The sequence below is a fragment of the Bacillus toyonensis BCT-7112 genome (genome assembly GCF_000496285.1).
Lineage (GTDB): Bacteria > Bacillota > Bacilli > Bacillales > Bacillaceae_G > Bacillus_A > Bacillus_A toyonensis.
Genome location: NC_022781.1, coordinates 1,888,981 through 1,910,674, shown reverse-complemented (window position 1 = coordinate 1,910,674; position 21,694 = coordinate 1,888,981). Strand labels below are relative to the sequence as shown.

Here is a 21,694-nt window from a genome sequence, read left to right as displayed (position 1 = left end):
TGTTCTCGCAACCCCGAAGGGACGAGGGGTATAACACTCCACACGAGGCAGTATCCTTACCTCCTATTATCAAGCATTTATTTTACCCATCTTGATAAATTTATCGCAGCATTTACATCCCTATCATGATGGCTATTGCACCTAACACAACGCCACTCACGAATCTTTAAACTCCACTGTCCTTCTGATTGAACTGAATGGTCGTATTTAACTCCGCAACATGAGCAAATCTTGCTTGAAGCGACCCATTTATCAGCTTTTACATACTCAATGCCATACTTCTCGCACTTGTATGACAAACATTGAAAGAAGAGGTTTAATTTTTGAAAGGAAAGTGCCTTCGATAGTTTTTTGTTTTTTAACAGGTTTGAGATAGATAAGTCTTCCACAACAATCCTCATTGGTTTGGTTTTCACCAATGTAGCTGTTGCTTGATGGATATGGTTATTTCGGATATTCGTAATTTTCCTAGATAACCGCAGGTGCTCAGCTTTCGCTTTTTCATATCCGGCAGACTGAATTTTTACACCATTTTTAAATCTCCTAGACATATCTCTTTGTGCTGACTTTTTCCTTTTCAAAAGTTTTTTAACCTTAGCATCTTTGTTTATATTTCGTTCTTTCATACCATTAGAAGCTACAAAAAGCTCTTTTAAACCAACATCCACACTAATCGACTCATGGGTTAGTTCTTGGAATTCAAAGGATTCTTCAAACCCTACACAAATCCACCAGTGACGACCATCAAAGGTAACTCTTGGATTGGATGTTTTTTTTGTTCCTTGGTAGTTGTTGGCTTGTTTTCACTTCTCCAATAGACTGAATATGAACTACTTTTTTTCCTATAATCAGTCTTTCATAATTGGCATAAAATCCCTGGGTTAAATCTTTTTTAGATTTATAAGAAGTGTGAAAACCATTTTTGTACTTTTTGAACGAATTTTTTCTCGCCTTATCAAAATCTTTTGAAGCCTGTTTAGGAACTTGTGCGTTGATGTCATTTAACCACTCATATCTCTTTCGCTTCTTGATCTTTGTAAATCGTTTCTGTAAAGCTAACTGTGAAACAGATTTTCCAAATAGCTTATAGTATCTATCACTCATTCTTTTACAATAGTTATAAGCGAATCTTGCAGCGCCAGCATGGTTTCTAAGCACTTTTTCTTGTTCAGGCGTTGGAATTAGTCTGACTTTCTTCGCCAATATCATCAGAATTTAACTCCTTTAATGAAAGATTTGTTCTTCTGAATAGTAGCGTGTTCCACTAGCATTCTCCTGAGAGCACTCGGATGCAAACCTGTTAATTCTGATACTTGACTAACTCGTAAAAATTTCATTATTATCCTTACCTCATTGAATTTAACATAGCACATACGTTCGATAGATTCAATGAGGTTTGATAGATTTAATTAAATGTATCTCGTTCAACTAAGGGCGCAATTCCTTAGCCAGTTCTCTTATGAACTTCTCATGTTTTCACATGAGCGCAGACTATATGTTTATCTCTTTAGAGATAGAGGATTTTTCCACCACCATAGGCTTGTGGTGTACTCTCGTCAGTTATACGAGATAGTCGTTGAACGTTCATCTTATCCATTTTGACTTAGATGATTCGAGGCGGAAGACCCATTGTTCTAATGTTTAGGATTTAACCTTGCATCATCTGATTGATTTTTTCTGCTTTCGCGACATTCACGCTCGCTATTTCTAGCCACGTTGTAGTTCAATCAGCTTTAGGGATTGCCCGCAGTTAACCCTCACTACTAGCCAATCACTTGACTAGCAGGGCTTACTGATATATTTAATTAACTTTGGTTATAATTGGTTAAATAAATCGTAACAGTTAGTTACCCTTTTTATTTTGTTTGAAAAAAGTGAGTCGGTAGTCATTTCGCTCCTAAGGAAATGTTGAGGAGAAGAGAAATAACTACCTACTCAAATGGTGGGCATATTCCTTCTGATTTTTTATTTTTTATTGCCTTTGTGAGTATATTATGAGGGAATGCTGAGAGGGTGTTTGTCCTGTTGAAAAAATGTTGAGAATTTCTCAACGGTAAAAAGAATTAGTGTTGACATGAAACTAAAAGGTGTTATATTATTCAAATACAACTAAAAGGTGTTATGTTTTAATGCTGGATAAAGGGGCTAAAAAAATGACTCAACAAAATACATTAAACGATATTAAACAAACAATCGTTTTTAACGCGTCTATTCAAAAAGTATGGAATGTAGTGTCAACTGCAGAAGGAATTGAATCATGGTTTATGCCGAATGATTTTGAATTAGAGGTAGGACATGAGTTTCATGTTCAATCACCATTTGGACCGTCACCATGTAAAGTGTTAGAAATTGATGAACCAAACCATTTATCTTTCTCATGGGACACAGATGGCTGGGTTGTTTCATTCCATTTGAGAGACTTAGGAGAAAATAAAACAGAATTTACATTAATTCACGGCGGTTGGAAACATCCTGATGAAATTCTGCCGAAAGCGAATGCGAAGAGCTCTATTATTCGCGATAGAATGAATGGCGGCTGGGTAGCGATTGTAAATGAAAAACTGAAAAAGGTTGTTGAAGGATAAATGTCTTCGTCAGCAGCGAAATATGATGTATTTCAAGCAATTGCTGATCCGACCCGCCGAGAAGTGTTACGGTTATTAAGTGATAAAGAGTTACCGATTTCAAAAATAACGGATCATTTTCCGATGAGTCGTACGGCTGTTGTGAAGCATCTTCATATTCTTTCAGAAGCGAATTTAGTAAGTGGAAGAAAGAGTGGAAGAGAGAAGATATATTGTTTGCAGCCGGAGCCGTTAGAAGAATTAAAGCAGTGGCTCTCATATTATGAACGATTTTGGGATAATAAATTGTCCGTGCTTAAACATATTGTGGAGAATGAAGAATAAAAGAGGATGACCATTTGGGTCATCCTCTTTATTATTGCTCACTTGTTTGTGTAGCTGGTTTTAATAAGAGCCAAGCAATAATTAATGTAAATACTGCTAATACGAAAGTACTCATATAAATAACGTGTACACTTGCTGCTAATGCAGATTGTGATTCAGTTGCTACGTTTGCTGTAGTTCCGCCGTGTCCGCCAGATACAAGATCAAGGTTTTTAATACCACGTGCGTGAATCATCGTATTGAAGATTGTACCGAATATTGCAGCACCTAACGTTTGACTAAATGTATTAATAAATGTGTTTAAACCAACGGCTGTTCCGCGTGTATGAGCTGGTACGGCTGCTTGAATTGTTACCATGTAAATAGGTGTCACAAGCCCCATGCCTAAGCCGAATAATCCGACTGCAACATAAATAAGGAACGATGGTGAATTTGTTGACAATGTAAATAATAAGAAGGTAGCAACTGATAAAATGCTAGCTCCGAGTAAAATAATTTGTTTCGTTTGTAATTTGCCAACTAAGTTACCGGAGAACATAGCACCGAACGTCCACATAACAGGAATTGGCATTAAAATGAGTCCAGCTTCTGTCGCATTTTTTCCTAATACACCTTGGCTCCAAATTGGAAGGTACATTGTAATACTAATAATCATCGCACCGGCAATAAGAGTTAATATGTTTATCGTAGATAATGTACGGTTAGAGAAAAGTGCTAGCGGAATTAATGGTTCCGGAGATTTTTTCTCGATGTATAAGAAAATAATGAATGACACAGCCGAAAAGATTAATAGACCGATGATTGTAATGTCTCCCCAGTTTTGCTTACTGCTACCTGTTAATAATGCGTATAGTAAAGCAATTGTACTTAATGAGAAGACTGTCGCACCAAGATAGTCGATATGCTGCTTGGCGGCAGACTTAACAGATTCCTTATAAGAAGTGGCAAACATTAAGCAAGCGATAATTCCGAAAGGAACGTTTAAGAAGAAAATATAGCGCCAAGAAAGAGAATCAACTAAAAAACCACCTACTAACGGCCCGACAACACCAGATACACCCCAAACGGCACTCATCCAGCCCTGTGCTTTCGCGCGGTCTTTCGCTTCGCTATATAAGTCTCCAATAATCGTCATTGTGATTGGCATAACAGCGCCAGCACCTATACCTTGAAGAGCACGGAAGAAGATTAATTGTTCCATCGATGTAACGACACCGCAAAGTGCAGAGCCGATTAAAAAGATTGTAGCTCCGATAAGTAGAACTTTTTTACGACCGAATAAATCAGCCAATTTTCCGTATATTGGAGTCGAAACCGCTGTGGCAAGCATATAAATTGCGTAAACCCAGCTAACAAGTTCGACGCCTGACAAATCACTCGTTATACGAGGGATTGCTGTACTAACAATCGTTCCTTCTACGGCAGAAAGAAACGTCATTAGCATTAAAGACACCATGACTTTTTTTCTCATATGTTTTCCCCTTACCCTTTTTTAAATATTCAACAATATAAAATATAAAGGTACTAAGGTATATAAAGCAACAAATAAGTAATGGGAAGTTAGGGGAGGGGATGTTTTTGAAAAATAGCCGACATAATTTCATGTATCTATAAAAAAAGAAACAGGAATGCTGTTTCTTTTTTAATATTGCATTTTCGCATTTTCTCCAGCTGTAGTTCCAGCAATTCTACCAGTAACGAGAGCGGATGTAATGTTATAACCGCCCGTATAACCGTGAATATCAAGAACTTCTCCGCAGAAATATAAGCCATTCGTGAATTTAGAAGACATTTCTTTCGGATTAATTTCTTTAACAGATACGCCTCCGCCAGTAACGAATGCTTTTTCAATTGACTGCGTACCATTTACATTCACAGTAAATTCTTTAAAGTCTTTCACAAGTGCACGAATCTTTTCATGAGAAACTTGTCCAGCTTGTTCGCTACCGTCAATTTCATTTTTTTCTAATAAGAATAGGAAGTAACGCTCGGGAACGTATCCTTTTAACACGTTTTTAATTCCTTTTTTCGGATCTTCTTTCATTTGTTTCAGCATGCGCTGGAATAGTTGTTCACTATTTTCTTCTGGTAATGCATCAATACTCATTTGTATTGTATTCGTTTTAAACTTTTTCAGTGCTTTCACGACGAATTGACTACAGCGAAGAGCAGCAGGACCAGATAGGCCGAAATGAGTGAAGAGCATGTCCATTTTGTGAGAAATGATAGCTTTTCCTTTCGGGTTTAATACGCTTAAGTTTATATCACGTAAAGCAAGACCTTGTAATGAGCGATCACGTATAAATGGCTCGTTTGAAAGGATTGGTACTTCTGTTGGAAATAATTCTGTAATTGTATGACCACCTTTTTCAGCCCAAGCGTATCCGTCTCCAGTAGAACCAGTTTGAGGAACAGATTTTCCGCCAACAGCGATAACGACGTGATTCGTTTCTAACACTTCGCCTGTTTGTAATACAACTGCTTTCGTTTGACCATTTTCATATTCAATCGTTTCAACAGGTGTATTTGTACGGATTTTTACACCTAAATCTTTTAATCGTGTTAAAAGTGCGTCTACTACCGATTGCGCTTTGTTTGATACAGGGAACATACGGCCATGATCTTCCTCTTTCAATTTTACCCCGAGATTTTCGAAGAATTTAATAATATCTTCATTATTAAAAATAGAAAAAGCGCTGTATAAGAAGCGGCCATTTCCTGGTATATGTTTAACGATTTCATCAAGTGGTAGACGGTTCGTTACGTTACAACGACCACCACCAGAAATCGCAAGTTTGCGCCCTAGTTTATTTCCTTTATCAAGAAGTAAGACATTTGCGCCTTCTTCTGCAGCACCGATTGCAGCCATTAGCCCAGAAGGCCCGCCACCGATTACAATAACATCATAATGCATAATATATCGACCTCATTTTCTACATTTCCTGCCTAAAAGAATAGCATGTTTTCCCTTAAAAGAAAAATAGAGTGAAGTACTGCTTGAGGGGAGAATTGTGGTACAATACAAAAGTTAGAGTTCAGCGTTATATAGGAAGTAGGAGGATTTTCGTATGTCCGATTCAAAATTTCTGCGCGGAACGCTTATTGTGACGTTAGGGACATTTTTAGTAAAGTTCTTAGGCATGATTTACGTCTTTCCGTTTCATGCATTAGTAGGCACAGAAGGCGGAACGCTCTATACATATGGATATATTCCATATACGATATTTTTAAGTATTGCAACGGCAGGGGTGCCGCTTGCTGTTTCAAAGTTTGTTTCCAAATATAATGCACTTGGAGATTATAAAACGAGCCGAAGAATGTTCCGCTCGGGAATGGTTATGATGATAGTAACAGGAGTTCTTTCCTTTTTAGTACTGTACATGACCGCACCATTATTTGCAGAAGCAATGCTTGGTAAACAAAGTTTACAAAATAAGGTAGAAGAAGTTACGACGATTATTCGCCTCGTAAGTTTCGCACTTATTGTTGTACCGGCAGCAAGTTTGATTCGTGGTTATTTCCAAGGTCACCAATCGATGGGACCGACTACGGTGTCACAAATTATTGAACAAATTATTCGTATCGTCTTTTTACTAGCGGGTAGTTTCATCGTTATTAAAATACTTGGCGGTACAGTAGCAACAGCAGTCGGAGTTGCGACATTCGCTGCATTCGTTTCAGCAGTTGGAGCACTCGGCGTATTAATTTGGTACTGGTTAAAACGTAAAAAATATTTGGATCAATATTTAATTGAACAAACTGTACCAGAATCGACAGTAAGTACCGTTCAATTGTTTAAAGAGTTATTTGCGTATGCAATTCCTTACGTTGTAATTGGGTTAACAATTCCTTTATATCAACAAATTGATACATTGACATTTAACTCTATTATGCAGGCAATTGGTCAAGGTGATATCGCAGAGCGAGCGCTCGGTATTTTCACAATGTGGACGCATAAATTAATTATGATTCCAGTATCGCTTGCAACAGCGTTTAGTTTAACGCTTGTACCAGCGATTACAAAATCATTTACGGAAAAACAATATCGCTATTTAAAATTACAAATTACACAAACATTCCAGGCGAATATGTTTTTAACATTGCCAGCAGTTGTCGGTATTTCAACACTGGCTTATCCAATTTACACTGCGTTTTACGATTCAGATCCATTAGGTGGACAAGTGTTAATGTGGTATGCACCAGTTGCATTGTTATTTGCTTTATTTACGGTAACAGCCGCGATTCTGCAAGGGATTAATCAACAAAAACATGCGATTGTCGCACTTGTTATGGGTGTTATTTTGAAATTTGTATGTAACGTAATCTTTATTCGATATTTCGGTACAGTAGGAGCGATTTTAGCTACTGCAGTCGGTTTTTTAGCTTCCGTATGGTATACGAATAGACAAATCCAAAAACATGCACACTATTCATTTGGTGTTGTATATAAGAGAACATTCCAAATTGCAGTATTAACACTTGTAATGGTCGTGGCGGTAAAACTATCACAGTGGATTCTATCCTTCATGATTTCGCCAGATGGCCGTATTGGTGCTTTAATTACAGTTGCGATTTGTGCAGGTGTTGGTGGTCTTGTTTACGGTCTGTTAGCAATTCGCACAGGAGTACTTGAAAGAGTATTTGGCGGAGAAGCGTTAGAGAAAATTCAGCGTAAACTTGGCAGTAGATTCAAAATAAAGTTGAAATCAAAAGGGGCGTAAATACGTCCCCTTTTCTATGATAAATAAAGAAGGTGAAAAACGTGAGATTAGATAAATTATTAGCGAATATGGGATACGGAAGTAGAAAAGAAGTAAAGAAATTATTGAAAGACGGCGTTGTGAAGATTGATGGAACGCCGGTGAAAGATGCAAAGGTTCATGTAAATGTAGAAGAGCAAGAAGTTATGATTCACGGTGAAGTTGTAGAATATAAAGAGTTTGTTTATTTAATGCTGCATAAGCCACAAGGTGTAATTTCAGCTACAGAAGATGATAATCACGAAACAGTAATAGATTTATTAGAACTAGAAGATGCAATCTTTGATCCGTTCCCAGTTGGACGACTTGATATCGATACGGAAGGTTTCTTATTGATAACAAATGACGGGAAGTTATCACATCAATTATTATCTCCGAAAAAGCATGTGCCGAAAAAATACTATGCACACGTTGCAGGAGTTGTAACGGAAGAGGATGTAAAAGAGTTTGCTAAAGGTGTTATTTTAGACGATGGTTATGAAACGAAACCAGGTGCACTTACAATATTAAAAAGCGATGATGTTTCTGAAATTGAGCTTGTGATTACAGAAGGAAAATTCCATCAAGTGAAGCGCATGTTTGAAGCAGTAGGGAAAAAGGTTGTTTACCTAAAGAGAACAGAGATGGGTCCGTTAGTATTAGATGAAGAACTAGAACTTGGAGAATACCGAGAGCTAACAGATGAAGAAGTAGAAATGTTAAAAACATATCAAGTAGATACTGAGAAGTAGTCCTGTTTTTAGGCGCAGAAAAGACCCCTTTCTAATGAGTTAGAAAGGGGTATGTATTTATTTACATACAATTATTTTTTCGTTATGAGGTCATTCTCACTTTCTTTCCTGTTGTTGTCCACTTACCGCGGCAAGGGCTATACACGAGTTCATTAAACTGCAACACATTTAGATCACGTTGTATCGTTCGCGGTGTGATCCCGAACTCATCTACAAGGTCTTTCGTCGTTACCGTTCCGTTTTCATTGATGTACATATAAATTGATTTAATGCGTGTTAGCATACGAGTAGTTGTAGGTTTCAAGAGAAAACCACTCCTCTACTAGTTTTTTTGACCCCATTCAGGAAAGAAGGTCGTTACTACCATTGTACTCTACATGATAAAATTCATGCTTTAATCTACTTAAATTTTACAAAAGTTTAACAAAATTTCATATAGAAAAATATTGGTAGTTGACATTGTATATATGATCAGTCAACTAACACTTAAAATTCTACGTAAAACGCCAAATTCCTGCAAAATTTTTTGAAAAAATAAAAGAAAAACTAATGGGAAATATCTGAAATATTACAATTGTTCGGTATTTGACTTTCGTGTATGGCATAAGGGATTTCGGTTTGCTATGATGAAAGAGATAATATAGCGAAGGATGGATGCGTGATGTCAGCGATTAATTGGACAGAAGAAGTTGCAAAACGAAAAGATGATTTAATTCGTGATACACAACAATTTTTGCAAATTAAAAGTGTGTGGGAAGAAGAGTCGGCGAAAGAGGGCGCACCGTTCGGTGAAGGTGTAGAAAAAGCTTTATCTTTCATGTTACATAAAGGAGAATTAGAAGGTTTTTCTTCTAAAAATTTAGAAGGTTATGCAGGTCATCTTGAAATGGGACAAGGAGAAGAACTAGTAGGTATTCTTTGTCATGTTGATGTTGTACCAGAAGGAGATGGCTGGACGACTCCTGCATATAGTGCAGATATTCGCGAAGGAAAGATTTTTGCACGTGGTGCAATTGATGATAAAGGCCCAACGATGGCAGCTTATTATGCGATGAAAATTGTGAAAGAATTAGGGTTGCCTCTTTCAAAACGCGTTCGTATGATTTTAGGAACAGATGAAGAAAGTAACTGGAAATGTGTAGATCACTACTTTAAAAACGAAGAAATGCCAACAATCGGTTTTGCGCCAGACGCGGACTTTCCAATTATTAATGCAGAAAAAGGAATTTCTGATATACAAGTTGTGCAAAATGGTAGTGAAGAGAAAAAAGGTGTATATGAACTCGTTTCATTTGAGTCAGGCCGCCGTTTAAACATGGTTCCTGATTTTGCAAAAGCGGTTATTACAGGAGAAGATGTAAATGCACTTACAGTAGCATATGAAGAGTATTTAAAAACGGCTAAAAAAATAGGGAACTCAACTATAGAAGGAAATACAGTGACGTTGCAAATAGAAGGAATTTCAGCACACGGATCTACTCCAGAAAAAGGAGAAAATGCAGGTTTACTATTAGCAAACTTCTTAACTACAGTTTCACTTGATGGAAAAGCAAATGCATTTGCGACATTTGCAGCAAAAACATTTACTGGTGATATTTTTGGTGAAAAAGCTACTATTGCTTATAAAGACGAAGTTAGCGGTCCGTTAACAGTGAATGTCGGTCGCCTTTCTTATACGAAAGAAAACGGTGGCAACTTAGGGTTAAACGTACGTTACCCAGTTACGACTAACTTTGAAGAAATGATTGCGAAGTTAAAAGAATACGTTAGTATTCATGGATTTGAAGTAGCGGATTATTCTAACTCTCGTCCGCATCACGTCGATAAAGACCACGTATTAATTCGTACGCTGCAGCGCGTGTATGAAGAACAAACAGGAGAAAAAGCAGAGCTATTAGCAATCGGCGGTGGTACTTACGCCCGTTCATTGAAAGCTGGCGTTGCATTTGGCCCGCTATTCCCTGGAAAAGAAGAACTTGCGCATCAAAAAGATGAGTACATTGAAATTGAAGACTTATTAAAAGCAACAGCAATTTACGCGCAAGCAATTCATGAGTTAGCGAAATAAAGGATATATGAATAATGACCGCTCTCTACTTTAGAGGGCGGCTTCTTTTTAACTGAATGAGATAAGAAAGAAAAGCAACAATAAAAAAAAGGAGATGATATAAATGGAGCCGCATTATTTTGTCGCAATTACTTTACCAAATTATATAAAAGAAGTGCTCTCTAATTATAAAGAGGATATGGAGGAGGAATTACCATTTCGCTCGTGGGTACATAAGGAAGACTATCATATTACCCTTTCCTTTTTAGGAAGTGCGACAGAGGAACAATTAGAAGGAATAAAGAATGGATTACAAACACTTATAGAAAAAAAGGAACTACCTTTCACATTACAAGGATTTTCAACATTTGGCATGGAAGACAGGCCACGTATTTTTTGGGCGAAAGTAAGTGAGAATCATGAGTTGTTTCAGCTACAAAAGCAAGTGCATGCGATTTGTGAAGGGAATGGGTTTTCTTTAGAAACACGTCCGTATCATCCACATATTACTGTTGCTCGTAAATGGATGGGAGAAAAAAAGTTTCATTTGGAAAATATAAAAGAAGTGCCTGAAGTATCATTTCAAGCGGATACAATTACTTTATACGAATCTCACGTGAAGGAAACGCCGAAATATAAATCGATTGCTGAAATAAAACTACAAAAATAGAATGTATGAAAACGTTTTTTATACAGGTGAATATACTATAGAGAATAATGGAGTTACTGTATAGAGTCTTGCTAATAAGAAAAGTTTTATTATTTGCAGCTCGTATACTCACACAAAGGCCCGATTGGTGGGGGCTAATAATCAGCAGGGGATACTCCGAATTGATTAAAGATTCACTTTATTTTAATTTTGAGAATGATGGTGATTTTTTTATGTTGAAAGTAAAACGTCCATTTGATGCCTATTTAGATGAAATGAATAAAATTACAATTTTGCTCCCACATGCGTATGGAACAAGTCGGACATTTCGTTTGCAAGAAGGAAATAATGTGAAAGATTTACCGATTGCTCATACTATTGCGCTTCCGGATGCAACAAAGTATGAGTGCTTTATAGAAGAGTCACTAGATGTGGGGAAGTATTATACAGTACGAGATGAACGGAACGAAGAAACGGATTTACAAATAGGCGCTGTTATTCGAACGGCAATTTTTGATGAGAAGTATTATTACGAAGGCACAGATCTAGGTGCTGTATACAAAAAAGAAGCAACAACATTTAAAGTGTGGGCTCCAACTGCGAGGCTTGCAAAAGTAAGATTTTATAAAAGTGATAAAGAATATACCGATTATGACATGCATAGAGAAGAAAATGGTGTTTGGGTTCATGCATTACAAGGGGATCATGATGGGGCTCGATATACCTTCCTCGTCTGTATTAATTTAATATGGAATGAAGCGGTGGATCCATACACAAAGTCAACGACTGCAAATGGGAAATACGGTGTTGTTATCGATTTGGAAAAGACGAATGTAACGAGACGAGAGGAATTACCACCATTACAGTCAATGACAGATGCTATATTGTATGAACTGCATATTCGTGATGCGACTATTCACCCAAATAGTGGAGTGAATAAAAAAGGAACATATAGAGGGTTGATGGAAGAGGGAACGACGGGACGGAATGGGACGTTAACAGGATTGTCTCATATAAAAGATTTAGGTGTTACACATGTTGAATTATTACCGTTATCTTGTTTCGGTGGTGTAGATGAGGCAAATCCTTCCGGCGCATATAATTGGGGTTACAATCCATTATATTACAATACACCAACGGGGTTTTATGCTACAAACCTTGCTGATCCGTATAACAGGATAGTAGAGTGTAAGCAATTGATTGAAACATTTCATGAAAACGGTATCCGAGTAGTTATAGATGTTGTATATAATCACGTTTATGAAAGAGAACTATCATCATTTGAAAAGCTTGTTCCAGGTTATTATTTTCGCCATGGCGAAGATGGTATGCCTTCTAATGGGACGGGAGTTGGAAATGATATAGCGTCTGAACGGAAAATGATGAGGAAATTCATTATAGAGTCTATTTTATATTGGCTGACGGAATACAATGTTGATGGATTCCGATTCGACTTAATGGGGATTTTAGATGTTGATACAATGAACATAATAGAAAAAGAAGTGCGAAACATAAAGCGAGACGCATTGTTATTAGGAGAAGGATGGGATTTACAAACACCGCTTCCTCTTGAGGAAAAAGCAGCGTTAAATAATGCAAGAAAAATGCCACATATCGCGCAGTTTAATGATCAATTTCGTGATGGAATAAAAGGTAGCACATTTAATGTAAATAAACGTGGTTTTGCGTTTGGTGGGCATGTAGACTGTCAGCATTTACAGTATATAGCATCAGGTAGTCTTTTAAGTGTGAAAGAAACAGGATTATTTCTAGAACCGGTACAAAGTATTAACTATGTAGAATGTCATGACAACATGACGATGTGGGATAAACTAGTGCACAGTAATGAAGAACCGGAAGAGATTTTGAAAAAACGGCACCTTCTAGCAAGCGCAATAGTTATTCTTTCGCAAGGAATTCCTTTCTTACACGCAGGACAAGAGTTTTATCGTACGAAGAATGGAAATGAAAATAGTTATAATGCAAATGATGAAATAAATCGATTAGACTGGGATCAAAAAGAGAAAGAGATGGAGACAGTTAACTATATAAAAGGGTTAATTGCGATTCGCAAAGAGCACGGGGCATTCCGATTACAAAACGCAGATCTTATAAAAAAGCATATGACTTTTTTGCAAACATCTACAGAAGTACTTGCATACCACCTAGAGCATGTAGAATTGTTTGGGCCGTGGAAAGAAATTGTCGTTTTATTTAATAGCGGTTTGGAAGCTAAAACGGTGCAGCTTCCAAAAGAAGGAACGTGGCATGTGTTAGTAAACGAAAAGCAAGCGAAAATAGAGCCAATTTCTTCATTTAGAGGAAAGGAACTTCAATTGGCTCCCATTAGCACGTATATATTGACGATAATGTGACAAATCGCTACTTGACGATGAGAATGTAATAAATGTAGAATTGACAAAGGTGACGATTTTGATAAGTTGTCATTCTATGAGTGGTTTTGTAAAATAAAATAGAGAGTTTTTGGCTTATGCCAAGTTTTCTTTTCATTTACAGTAAAATATATATGAATCCACAACATGTGTAGAAATGTTGCGGTTTTTCTTTTCATAACTATAAAAGATAAGGATTTGTTAACGGGTAATGAATATGGAATGGTTGGAACAATTATTAGGAAAAGAGTGGAGTCTTGTACCGGCTGGTGGAGTAACGGGCGATGCATATATTGCGCAAAACGGACAACAGAAGTTATTTTTAAAGCGGAATACATCGCCCTTTTTAGCGGTATTGTCAGCAGAAGGAATTGTTCCAAAATTACTTTGGACAAGAAGGGTAACGAACGGTGATGTGATTTCTGCTCAAAAATGGCTTCCGGGACAGAAGCTAGAGCCAGAGGATATGAAACTAGAACGTGTTGCGAAACTTTTGAAGAAAATACACTCCTCTAAAGCGCTTGTGCAGATGATTCAAAGACTTGGGAAGCAGCCGCTTCACGCCCAAGAGTTATTACAACAATTGCAACTTGTTTTAAGGGGAGATATAAGGGTAGATGAAACAATTCAGCAAGGCCTTCAATATTTAACGGATTCATTAAAAAGTATTGAATACAATGAATTCGTTGTATGCCATTGTGATGTAAACCATAACAACTGGATATTGTCGGACGAAGATGAGTTGTTTTTAATTGATTGGGATGGAGCTGTCATTGCTGACCCAGCTCTAGACCTAGGTATGTTATTATACTGGTACATTCCGCGTCATGAATGGAGTGAGTGGCTCGGGTATTATGATATTGAAATGGATGAATCATTGCTTAGGCGTATGAGATGGTATGTAATAGCACAAACGATTTTATCTATTCAATGGCACACAACAAAAAAACAACAAGCAGAAGCTGAATATTGGCATCAATATTTACAGCAACTACTTGCTTCAGAATAATACTTAAGAAAAATTGTCCATTCCAGCAATCCACTGAGTAAGTTGTTCTTGATTATTGGAAATATGGTTGTCCAAATTAGAGGAAGATTTACCCGATTGACTATAAGAATATACATCGTTTAGCATTGTTTTAGCGTCATTACTTATATTATCGTTTGCGAGTAACGATTGAATGAGGCGCTCTAATTGCTCGCATTCAGAAACTGTCCCACAGCAATCGCTTTGGTGATTGACTAAAATATCTTTCAGCACTTCTAATTGATGTTGTTGACTAATTGGCATGAACGGATCATCCTTTCGATTGTTTTTCTCTTCTCGGAATGTAAGAGAAAAAGCTACGTCGTCATGGAATGTTTAATGCTGTATGTAGTTTTTATCAAAATGGTACATCTTATACTTGAAAGAAACGGACCGAGTGCTCGTACGTACTTGGTTTTTTGTTTGGTAGATTGATTAAAACAGAAAAAAGGAATCATTCCTTTAAAATAGCTTTGTAAAGAGAGGGAGACATCTATGCGTTTAAGACATAAACCATATGCATTAGATCGAATTAATGAGTATTCACATATCGTAATTGGAAACCCAGAAGAGCGCGCGGGTAATTGGAAAGAAGTATTTGGAAATGAACAACCCATTCACATTGAAGTAGGTACAGGTCGTGGCCGCTTTATGTACGATATGGCAAAAGCAAATCCACATATTAATTATATTGGAATTGAAAAATTTACGAGTGTTGTTGTAGATGCACTTGATAAATTAATTGAAGAAGAATTACCGAACTTAAAGTTAATAAATAAAGATGCTGAAGATTTAACAGTTTTCTTTGCAAAAGGTGAAATTGATCGTGTTTATTTAAACTTCTCAGATCCATGGCCGAAGAATCGTCACACGAAGCGTCGTTTAACGTATAAAACGTTTTTACGCAATTATGAAGAAGTGTTAGTAGAGGGCGGAGAAATTCATTTCAAAACAGATAACCAAGGGTTATTTGAATACTCTCTAATGAGTATGGCTGAGTATGGTATGTTACTAACTTACTTAAGCCTAGATCTTCATAACAGTGATTTTGAAGGTAATATTATGACTGAGTACGAAGAGAAGTTCTCTAGTAAAGGTCATCGTATTTATCGAGTTGAAGCGAAGTATCGCACAGAGCCTATGCAGTAATGCATAGGTTTTTTTATAACTAAAATAATCAGAATTTTATGTTAAAATTAATGTAAAAGGGGGATGTGTGATGGAAGAATTACGAATTGGAGATATAAAAGTGACGTGGTTAAAAGGTGGGAACACACATTTAGATGGCGGGGCAATGTTTGGCGTTGTGCCGAAAGTACTTTGGTCACGAAAATATAAACATAACGATACAAATCATATATATTTACGAACAGATCCGTTACTTTTGCAAACGAAAGATGGAAATATGCTTATTGATTCTGGAATAGGAAACGGTAAATTGAATGAGAAAATGAAGAGAAATCAAGGAGTAACGGAAGAGTCATCGGTTTATGAATCTTTAGAAAAACTGGGATTAAAGCCTGAAGATATTCACTACGTCTTAATGACGCACCTTCATTTTGATCATGCATCTGGTTTAACGAAATGGGAAGGGGATCACCTTGTACCGGCGTTTCCGAATGCGAAAGTTTATGTAAGTGAAACAGAGTGGAATGAAATGAGGAACCCAAATATTAGATCCCGTAATACGTATTGGAAGGAAAATTGGGAGCCGATTGTAGAGCAAGTTGTTACGTTTCAACAAGAAATCGAAATTACGGATGAAATAAAGATGGCGCATACAGGCGGACATAGTGATGGACATGCAGTCATTGCTTTAGAAAGCAAAGGAGAAACGATGCTGCATTTAGCAGACCTATTGCCGACACACGCACATCAAAATGTATTATGGGTCATGGCTTATGATGATTATCCGATGACATCGATTGAAAATAAGCAAAAGTGGATGAAATATGGTGCTGAAAACGATGCGTGGTTTTCATTTTATCATGACGCATATTATCGTGCAGTGAAGTGGAATGAGGAAGGACATATTGTAGAAAAAATTGAGAGAAAAACGAGTATAGAAGCTTAAAAAAAAAGGAGGTTGTTCCATCATATTTATTGGAGCAGCCTCTTTTTTATTGTCGGGTTTTGTCGGTAAGTCGATATATTTAAACAAACGCTGATATAATTTGAGTTGCGCCGATATAATTGGGAAATCGCTGATATAAATCGAGTTGCGCCGATATATTCGGAAAATCGCCGATATAATTTTAATCACTATCCGCAATTTTTCAAAAAAAAGAGGTTCACCTAATGGGAAACCTCTTTTTATGCTGCTATTACCTCTAAAACAGTACCTGTTTTAGCATCAACTAAAAATTCAAATCGTTCTTGTATATCATCTAACATTGTTGTAAGACCGCCGCGATAAACTTCATACGCAACATCATATTTTTCAAATGTCTCTGGAACCATATGTACCCAAGAGCCAGTAATTTCACCTTTATGATTTAATGCTTGTTTCACCATTTTCAATGCTTTTTCTGAAGAAATATGGGATTGTTCTTGTACTTTGTTTGCAACGAAATAACCAGCTGCAAATCCAACGCCAAGACCTGCTACTAAACCTTTCCAGCTCATATATTCACCTCAATTCTATAAAATAAAAATAGTGTACCGATAATAATTATAAAGCAAATGCAGCTAAAAAAGAAGAAACTAGAAACATTTCGAAAATTTCGTTACAATAAAAAAGGTATTCTACTAAGGTTTGAAAGAAGGGGACTTCGTGAATAAAGAGACATTACAATTATTTCGTACGTTAACAGAATTACAAGGTGCGTCAGGTTTTGAACATGATGTACGCCGTTTTATGAAGCAAGAATTAAGCAAATATGCTGATGAAATTGTGCAAGACGGTTTAGGTAGCGTATTTGGTCTGAAAAAAGGGGACGAAACTGGCCCACGTGTTCTTGTAGCAGGTCATATGGATGAAGTAGGTTTCATGGTTACGCAAATTACGAAAAACGGAATGCTTCGTTTTCAAACGTTAGGCGGCTGGTGGAGCCAAGTGCTATTAGCGCAGCGCGTACAAGTGATGACGAAGAATGGTCCTGTTATAGGGGTTGTTGGTTCTATCCCTCCTCATTTATTAAGTGATGCGCAACGTGCAAAAACGATGGATATAAAAAATATGCTAATCGATATAGGTGCAGATAGTTATGAAGATGCGATTGAAATTGGTGTAAAACCAGGACAACAAATCGTGCCAATCTGCCCGTTCACACCGATGGCAAATGAGAAGAAAATTATGGCGAAAGCTTGGGACAACCGTTATGGATGTGGCCTGGCAATCGAGTTATTAAAAGAATTAAAAGATGAAACATTACCGAATACATTATACTCTGGTGCTACTGTACAAGAAGAAGTAGGTCTTCGCGGAGCACAAACAGCTGCTAATATGATTCAACCAGACATTTTCTATGCGCTTGATGCAAGTCCAGCAAACGATGCTTCTGGTGATAAAACGCAGTTCGGTCAATTAGGAAAAGGTGCTCTTCTTCGTATTTACGATCGTACGATGGTAACTCATCGAGGAATGCGCGAATTCATTTTAGATACAGCAGAAACACATAATATTCCGTACCAATACTTTATTTCACAAGGTGGGACAGATGCGGGCCGTGTACATACAAGTAACTCAGGTATCCCATCAGCAGTAATTGGTGTTTGTGCTCGCTACATTCATACGCATGCTTCTATTTTACATGTTGATGATTATGCAGCAGCAAAAGAACTTATTACAAAGCTTGTAAGAACAACGGACAAAACGACGTTAGAAACAATTAAGAATAACGCGTAAAGAGGAAGGGCTGCAGAGCTCTTTCTTTTTTTAGGTAGGAGAGATGACCCAGCGATGTGTAGTAGCGGTCAGTGCTTAATTAGTGCTCGAATAATGCATGAAGACCGCGGAAGAATGTTTTTGTGTTCGGGACCAAAAATATTGTGGGAAGTCACCTTCTACTATAGGTAGAAGGGATTCCTTGGTGGTGTGTGGTAGTGGTTGGCACTTCATTTGTGCTGAAGTGGATATTAGAACAGAATAATGAATTCTTATAGAGGTGAACGAAATGAAGGTAGTAGTTGGATCGAAGAATAAAACGAAGGTTGGGGCTGTGGAGAAGGTATGGAAAGATGCTGAAATTACATCTCTTTCTGTCCCATCGGGAGTATCGGCACAGCCATTTTCAGATGAAGAGACGATGCAAGGAGCAATTAATAGAGCGAAGCGAGCATTGCAAGAAGGAGAAGCTCAAATTGGTATTGGGTTAGAAGGCGGCGTGATGAAAACGGATCACGGTTTATTTATGTGTAACTGGGGCGCACTCGCAACGAGTGACGATAAGATATTCGTTGCCGGAGGAGCACGTATTAAGTTACCAGACGATTTTTTAACGCCTCTTGAAGATGGTAAAGAGTTAAGTGAAGTGATGGAAGAGTTTGTAGAGCGGAAAGATATTCGTAGTCACGAAGGTGCTATCGGTATTTTTACAGACGATTATGTCGATCGAACGGAATTATTTGTACACGTTGTTAAGTTACTCGTTGGGCAATATAAGTATGATAAAAAGCAAGCATAAACCTTGCACCGTGTACGATGTATGGTAGTATAAAGAAAAGATTATAGTGTGAAAAAAGTGCACGCATTAGAGGAGGAAATATAGATGAAATCATTAGAAAGCATGGAACAATTCCAAGAATTAAAAAATGAAGAGAATGTAGTCTTCATGTTCTCAGCAGAATGGTGCCCAGATTGCCGTTTCGTTGATCCATTTATGCCAGAAGTAGAAGAGAAGTATAGTGATTTCTCATTTTACTATGTAGATCGTGATGAGTTTATTGATCTATGCGTAAAATTAGACGTATTTGGCATTCCGAGCTTTGTAGCGTACAATAAAGGTGAAGAAACTGGACGCTATGTAAACAAAGATCGTAAAACACAAGAGCAAATCGAAGAGTTTATTGAAGGTTTAAAATAAAACAATTAGCCAATTGAATTGTAAAAACAACCTCTACCTTCGCGGGGGAGGTTATTTTTTTGGAAGGGAGGAAAAAGAGATGAAAATGACAAGTAAAAAGATGAAAGACGAGTTAATGAAGAAATTATCTCGACCAGAATGGGATTTTCATTATGATAGCGAGAAAGAAGTTCTTCGTATTGAACAAACAAACTCGAAAAAAGGTATTAACGTATCACTTCCAGGAGTAGTAGCGAAATGGGAAGTGAACAAAGAAAAGGCGATTGAAGAGGTTGCTTATTATGTACAAGAAGCGTTAATTGCAATGCATAGAGAAGAAAATAGCACGGCGAAAATTTTACCTGTTATTCGCTCTACTTCTTTCCCAAAACAATCAGAAGAAGGAAATCCGTTTATTATGACGGATCATACGGCGGAAACACGTATTTATTACGCGCTAGATTCTAATAAAACGTATCGCCTAATTGATGAGCGCTTATTACAAAAATTAGAGCTTACAGAGCAGCAAGTGCGCGAGATGGCATTATTTAATGCTCGCTCATTAGGTTATGAATTTAAGCAGGACACAGTAGCGGATAATACATTCTACTTTTTAAACACAAATGATGGGTATGATGCGAGTCGTATTTTAAACGAAACGTTACTACAATCGATGCGTGAAAAGATCTCTGGTGACATGGTTGTTGCTGTTCCTCACCAAGACGTATTAATTATTGCTGATATCGTCAACGAAATCGGTTATGATATTATTGCACAAATGACAATGAAATTTTTTGCCGAAGGGCATGTTCCGATTACATCACTTTCATTCGTTTATGAAGATGGGGACTTTGAACCAATCTTTATTTTAGCGAAGAATCGGAAGAAGACAGATGGAAAAGAGAAAGGATGAACGAAGTGAACGTTTTTTATAACCTTGAAGGAATTGGTGACACTTTAATTGTTGCCTTACAAGATATTACTTTAGAGAACCGTACTTTTGATCGCAAAGGAGATGTTGCACGCGTATACGATCGTGAAAGCAATGTAACAGCAGGATTCAACATCTTTAATGCATCTTCTTACTTAGAAGTAAAAGAAACAGGTAACCTGACATTAACGAAAGAGCTTGTAGAAACAATCAACGAAATTTTAGCGAAGAACGGCTTTGAAGAAAAAGTAGAAGCGGATCTTTCTCCAAAATTTGTTGTAGGTTATGTAGCTGAAAAAGAAAAGCACCCAAATGCTGATAAATTAAACATTTGTACAGTAGAAATCGGTACAGAAACATTACAAATCGTATGTGGTGCACCAAACGTTGATGCAGGACAAAAAGTTGTCGTTGCAAAAATCGGCGCTGTTATGCCAAGTGGTATGTTAATTAAGCCAGCTGAGCTTCGCGGTGTTCCTTCTTCTGGAATGATCTGCTCTGCACGTGAATTAGAGCTTCCAGACGCTCCACAAGAAAAAGGTATTCTTGTATTAGAAGATAGCTTTGAAGTTGGACAAGAGTTTAAATTTTAATTGATATAAGAAAAGAGAGGTTGTCCTTTTGGACAGCCTCTCTTTTCTTTTTATCATTCTTTGTCGGTAAGTCGAAATTTCGTATTGAATCGTTGATATATTGAGAGTTGTGATAGATATATTTAAAAAATCGTTGATATATTGAGAGTTGTGATAGATATACTCAAAAAATCGTTAATATGATAAGGGTGTCACCTTTTTAAAAAAAATCTATATTGTATTTTATAAACAATCTAGTTAAAATTTAGAAAAATAGAAGGGGATAAACGTATGAAACAACAACCAAAAATCGCAGAACTTCTAAAACGAATTGAAACTTCAAAACAGCAAGATGTTGAGCTAGGTACTTATGAAATATATGTATTTAGTGAAGATGAACTGGAAAAAGGGCAGATCGGTTATCGATATGATAAACATAAAAATTCATTAATAAGCAATGAAAGTGGAAAATGGCAAGAAGAATGGATTGTTATTGGATATGAAACAGATATGGGTGATCCAGTTTTCGTGAATGTGGATGATGACGCTTATCCAGTCTATACGGCAGAGCGTGGTACAGAAACGTGGCAGCCTGTTTATATTGGAAATATGGATGAGGTTATAAAACAATTATAAGAAAAACTTTGAGTCCGGTGCAAAGTGATGGGAGAG

General features: G+C 37.1%; 21 protein-coding genes and 1 pseudogene. 16 read left to right on the top strand and 6 right to left on the bottom strand.

Annotated features, from left to right (window positions below; translation table 11 throughout):
* Positions 1-77: 77 nt before the first annotated feature.
* A pseudogene (locus BTOYO_RS26190) lies at positions 78-1,209 on the bottom strand (RNA-guided endonuclease InsQ/TnpB family protein).
* Between the two features lie 944 nt (positions 1,210-2,153).
* Between BTOYO_RS26190 and BTOYO_RS09805 the strand changes: the two are divergent.
* Both BTOYO_RS09805 and BTOYO_RS09800 read left to right on the top strand, forming a co-directional pair.
* Positions 2,154-2,585 carry an SRPBCC family protein gene (locus BTOYO_RS09805; RefSeq protein WP_000193760.1) on the top strand — a complete coding sequence of 144 codons (432 nt, stop codon included), beginning with the start codon at positions 2,154-2,156 and terminating at the stop codon, positions 2,583-2,585.
* Positions 2,586-2,909, top strand: coding sequence for an ArsR/SmtB family transcription factor (locus BTOYO_RS09800; protein ID WP_000098843.1), 324 nt, complete (start codon positions 2,586-2,588; stop codon positions 2,907-2,909).
* Positions 2,910-2,940: 31 nt separating this feature from the next.
* Here the strand turns inward: BTOYO_RS09800 and BTOYO_RS09795 are convergent, their stop codons facing one another.
* Complete coding sequence (locus BTOYO_RS09795; RefSeq protein ID WP_001228037.1) at positions 2,941-4,380, bottom strand: MDR family MFS transporter; 1,440 nt, start codon at positions 4,378-4,380, stop codon at positions 2,941-2,943.
* A gap of 171 nt (positions 4,381-4,551) precedes the next feature.
* Positions 4,552-5,823 (bottom strand): BaiN/RdsA family NAD(P)/FAD-dependent oxidoreductase, encoded by a 1,272-nt coding sequence (locus BTOYO_RS09790; protein WP_000558856.1) that lies wholly within the window; start codon positions 5,821-5,823, stop codon positions 4,552-4,554.
* A 154-nt stretch (positions 5,824-5,977) separates the two neighbouring features.
* Here BTOYO_RS09790 and BTOYO_RS09785 point away from each other — a divergent pair, with 154 nt between their 5' ends.
* Both BTOYO_RS09785 and BTOYO_RS09780 read left to right on the top strand, forming a co-directional pair.
* On the top strand, positions 5,978-7,630 hold the full coding sequence (locus BTOYO_RS09785; protein WP_001284037.1) for a putative polysaccharide biosynthesis protein: 1,653 nt from the start codon (positions 5,978-5,980) through the stop codon (positions 7,628-7,630).
* 41 nt (positions 7,631-7,671) lie between these two features.
* Complete coding sequence (locus BTOYO_RS09780) at positions 7,672-8,400, top strand: pseudouridine synthase (RefSeq protein WP_001234943.1); 729 nt, start codon at positions 7,672-7,674, stop codon at positions 8,398-8,400.
* 82 nt (positions 8,401-8,482) lie between these two features.
* On the opposite strand, the gene BTOYO_RS09775 is transcribed toward BTOYO_RS09780, so the two are convergent.
* Positions 8,483-8,704, bottom strand: coding sequence for a DeoR family transcriptional regulator (locus BTOYO_RS09775; protein WP_000805512.1), 222 nt, complete (start codon positions 8,702-8,704; stop codon positions 8,483-8,485).
* 357 nt (positions 8,705-9,061) lie between these two features.
* On the opposite strand from BTOYO_RS09775, the gene pepV reads away from it, so the two are divergent.
* The 4 genes from pepV to BTOYO_RS09755 all read left to right on the top strand — a co-directional run bounded on the left by pepV (position 9,062) and on the right by BTOYO_RS09755 (position 14,498).
* Entirely contained in the window at positions 9,062-10,468 is a 1,407-nt protein-coding gene (pepV, locus tag BTOYO_RS09770; RefSeq protein WP_001274245.1) for a dipeptidase PepV, read from the top strand.
* A gap of 103 nt (positions 10,469-10,571) precedes the next feature.
* Positions 10,572-11,117, top strand: coding sequence for an RNA 2',3'-cyclic phosphodiesterase (gene thpR / locus BTOYO_RS09765; RefSeq protein WP_000433244.1), 546 nt, complete (start codon positions 10,572-10,574; stop codon positions 11,115-11,117).
* Between the two features lie 212 nt (positions 11,118-11,329).
* Positions 11,330-13,471 (top strand): type I pullulanase, encoded by a 2,142-nt coding sequence (pulA, locus tag BTOYO_RS09760; protein WP_002039785.1) that lies wholly within the window; start codon positions 11,330-11,332, stop codon positions 13,469-13,471.
* Between the two features lie 229 nt (positions 13,472-13,700).
* Positions 13,701-14,498, top strand: coding sequence for a phosphotransferase family protein (locus BTOYO_RS09755; protein ID WP_002039786.1), 798 nt, complete (start codon positions 13,701-13,703; stop codon positions 14,496-14,498).
* A gap of 3 nt (positions 14,499-14,501) precedes the next feature.
* On the opposite strand, the gene BTOYO_RS09750 is transcribed toward BTOYO_RS09755, so the two are convergent.
* Positions 14,502-14,780, bottom strand: coding sequence for a YtzH-like family protein (locus BTOYO_RS09750; protein ID WP_001122853.1), 279 nt, complete (start codon positions 14,778-14,780; stop codon positions 14,502-14,504).
* 231 nt (positions 14,781-15,011) lie between these two features.
* Between BTOYO_RS09750 and trmB the strand changes: the two genes are divergently transcribed.
* Together trmB and BTOYO_RS09740 are read left to right on the top strand one after the other, a co-directional pair.
* Positions 15,012-15,665 carry a tRNA (guanosine(46)-N7)-methyltransferase TrmB gene (gene trmB / locus BTOYO_RS09745; protein WP_001239372.1) on the top strand — a complete coding sequence of 218 codons (654 nt, stop codon included), beginning with the start codon at positions 15,012-15,014 and terminating at the stop codon, positions 15,663-15,665.
* Positions 15,666-15,735: 70 nt separating this feature from the next.
* Positions 15,736-16,590, top strand: coding sequence for a YtnP family quorum-quenching lactonase (locus tag BTOYO_RS09740; protein WP_000391955.1), 855 nt, complete (start codon positions 15,736-15,738; stop codon positions 16,588-16,590).
* 239 nt (positions 16,591-16,829) lie between these two features.
* Here BTOYO_RS09740 and BTOYO_RS09735 read toward each other — a convergent pair whose 3' ends face one another.
* Complete coding sequence (locus BTOYO_RS09735; RefSeq protein WP_000118536.1) at positions 16,830-17,141, bottom strand: PepSY domain-containing protein; 312 nt, start codon at positions 17,139-17,141, stop codon at positions 16,830-16,832.
* 148 nt (positions 17,142-17,289) lie between these two features.
* Between BTOYO_RS09735 and BTOYO_RS09730 the strand changes: the two genes are divergently transcribed.
* The 6 genes from BTOYO_RS09730 to BTOYO_RS09705 all read left to right on the top strand — a co-directional run bounded on the left by BTOYO_RS09730 (position 17,290) and on the right by BTOYO_RS09705 (position 21,658).
* Positions 17,290-18,363, top strand: coding sequence for a M42 family metallopeptidase (locus tag BTOYO_RS09730; RefSeq protein WP_001031519.1), 1,074 nt, complete (start codon positions 17,290-17,292; stop codon positions 18,361-18,363).
* Positions 18,364-18,631: 268 nt separating this feature from the next.
* Positions 18,632-19,141 carry a DUF84 family protein gene (locus tag BTOYO_RS09725; protein ID WP_000869945.1) on the top strand — a complete coding sequence of 170 codons (510 nt, stop codon included), beginning with the start codon at positions 18,632-18,634 and terminating at the stop codon, positions 19,139-19,141.
* 84 nt (positions 19,142-19,225) lie between these two features.
* On the top strand, positions 19,226-19,540 hold the full coding sequence (locus BTOYO_RS09720; RefSeq protein WP_000838192.1) for a thioredoxin family protein: 315 nt from the start codon (positions 19,226-19,228) through the stop codon (positions 19,538-19,540).
* 79 nt (positions 19,541-19,619) lie between these two features.
* Entirely contained in the window at positions 19,620-20,432 is an 813-nt protein-coding gene (locus tag BTOYO_RS09715; protein WP_000784599.1) for a DUF1444 domain-containing protein, read from the top strand.
* A complete protein-coding gene (gene ytpR, locus BTOYO_RS09710) occupies positions 20,429-21,043 on the top strand; it encodes a YtpR family tRNA-binding protein (protein ID WP_001006772.1) in 615 nt (204 codons plus the stop codon). The genes BTOYO_RS09715 and ytpR overlap by 4 nt, the downstream gene beginning before the upstream one ends.
* A 270-nt stretch (positions 21,044-21,313) precedes the next feature.
* Entirely contained in the window at positions 21,314-21,658 is a 345-nt protein-coding gene (locus BTOYO_RS09705) for a hypothetical protein (RefSeq protein WP_000813345.1), read from the top strand.
* Positions 21,659-21,694: the final 36 nt, after the last annotated feature.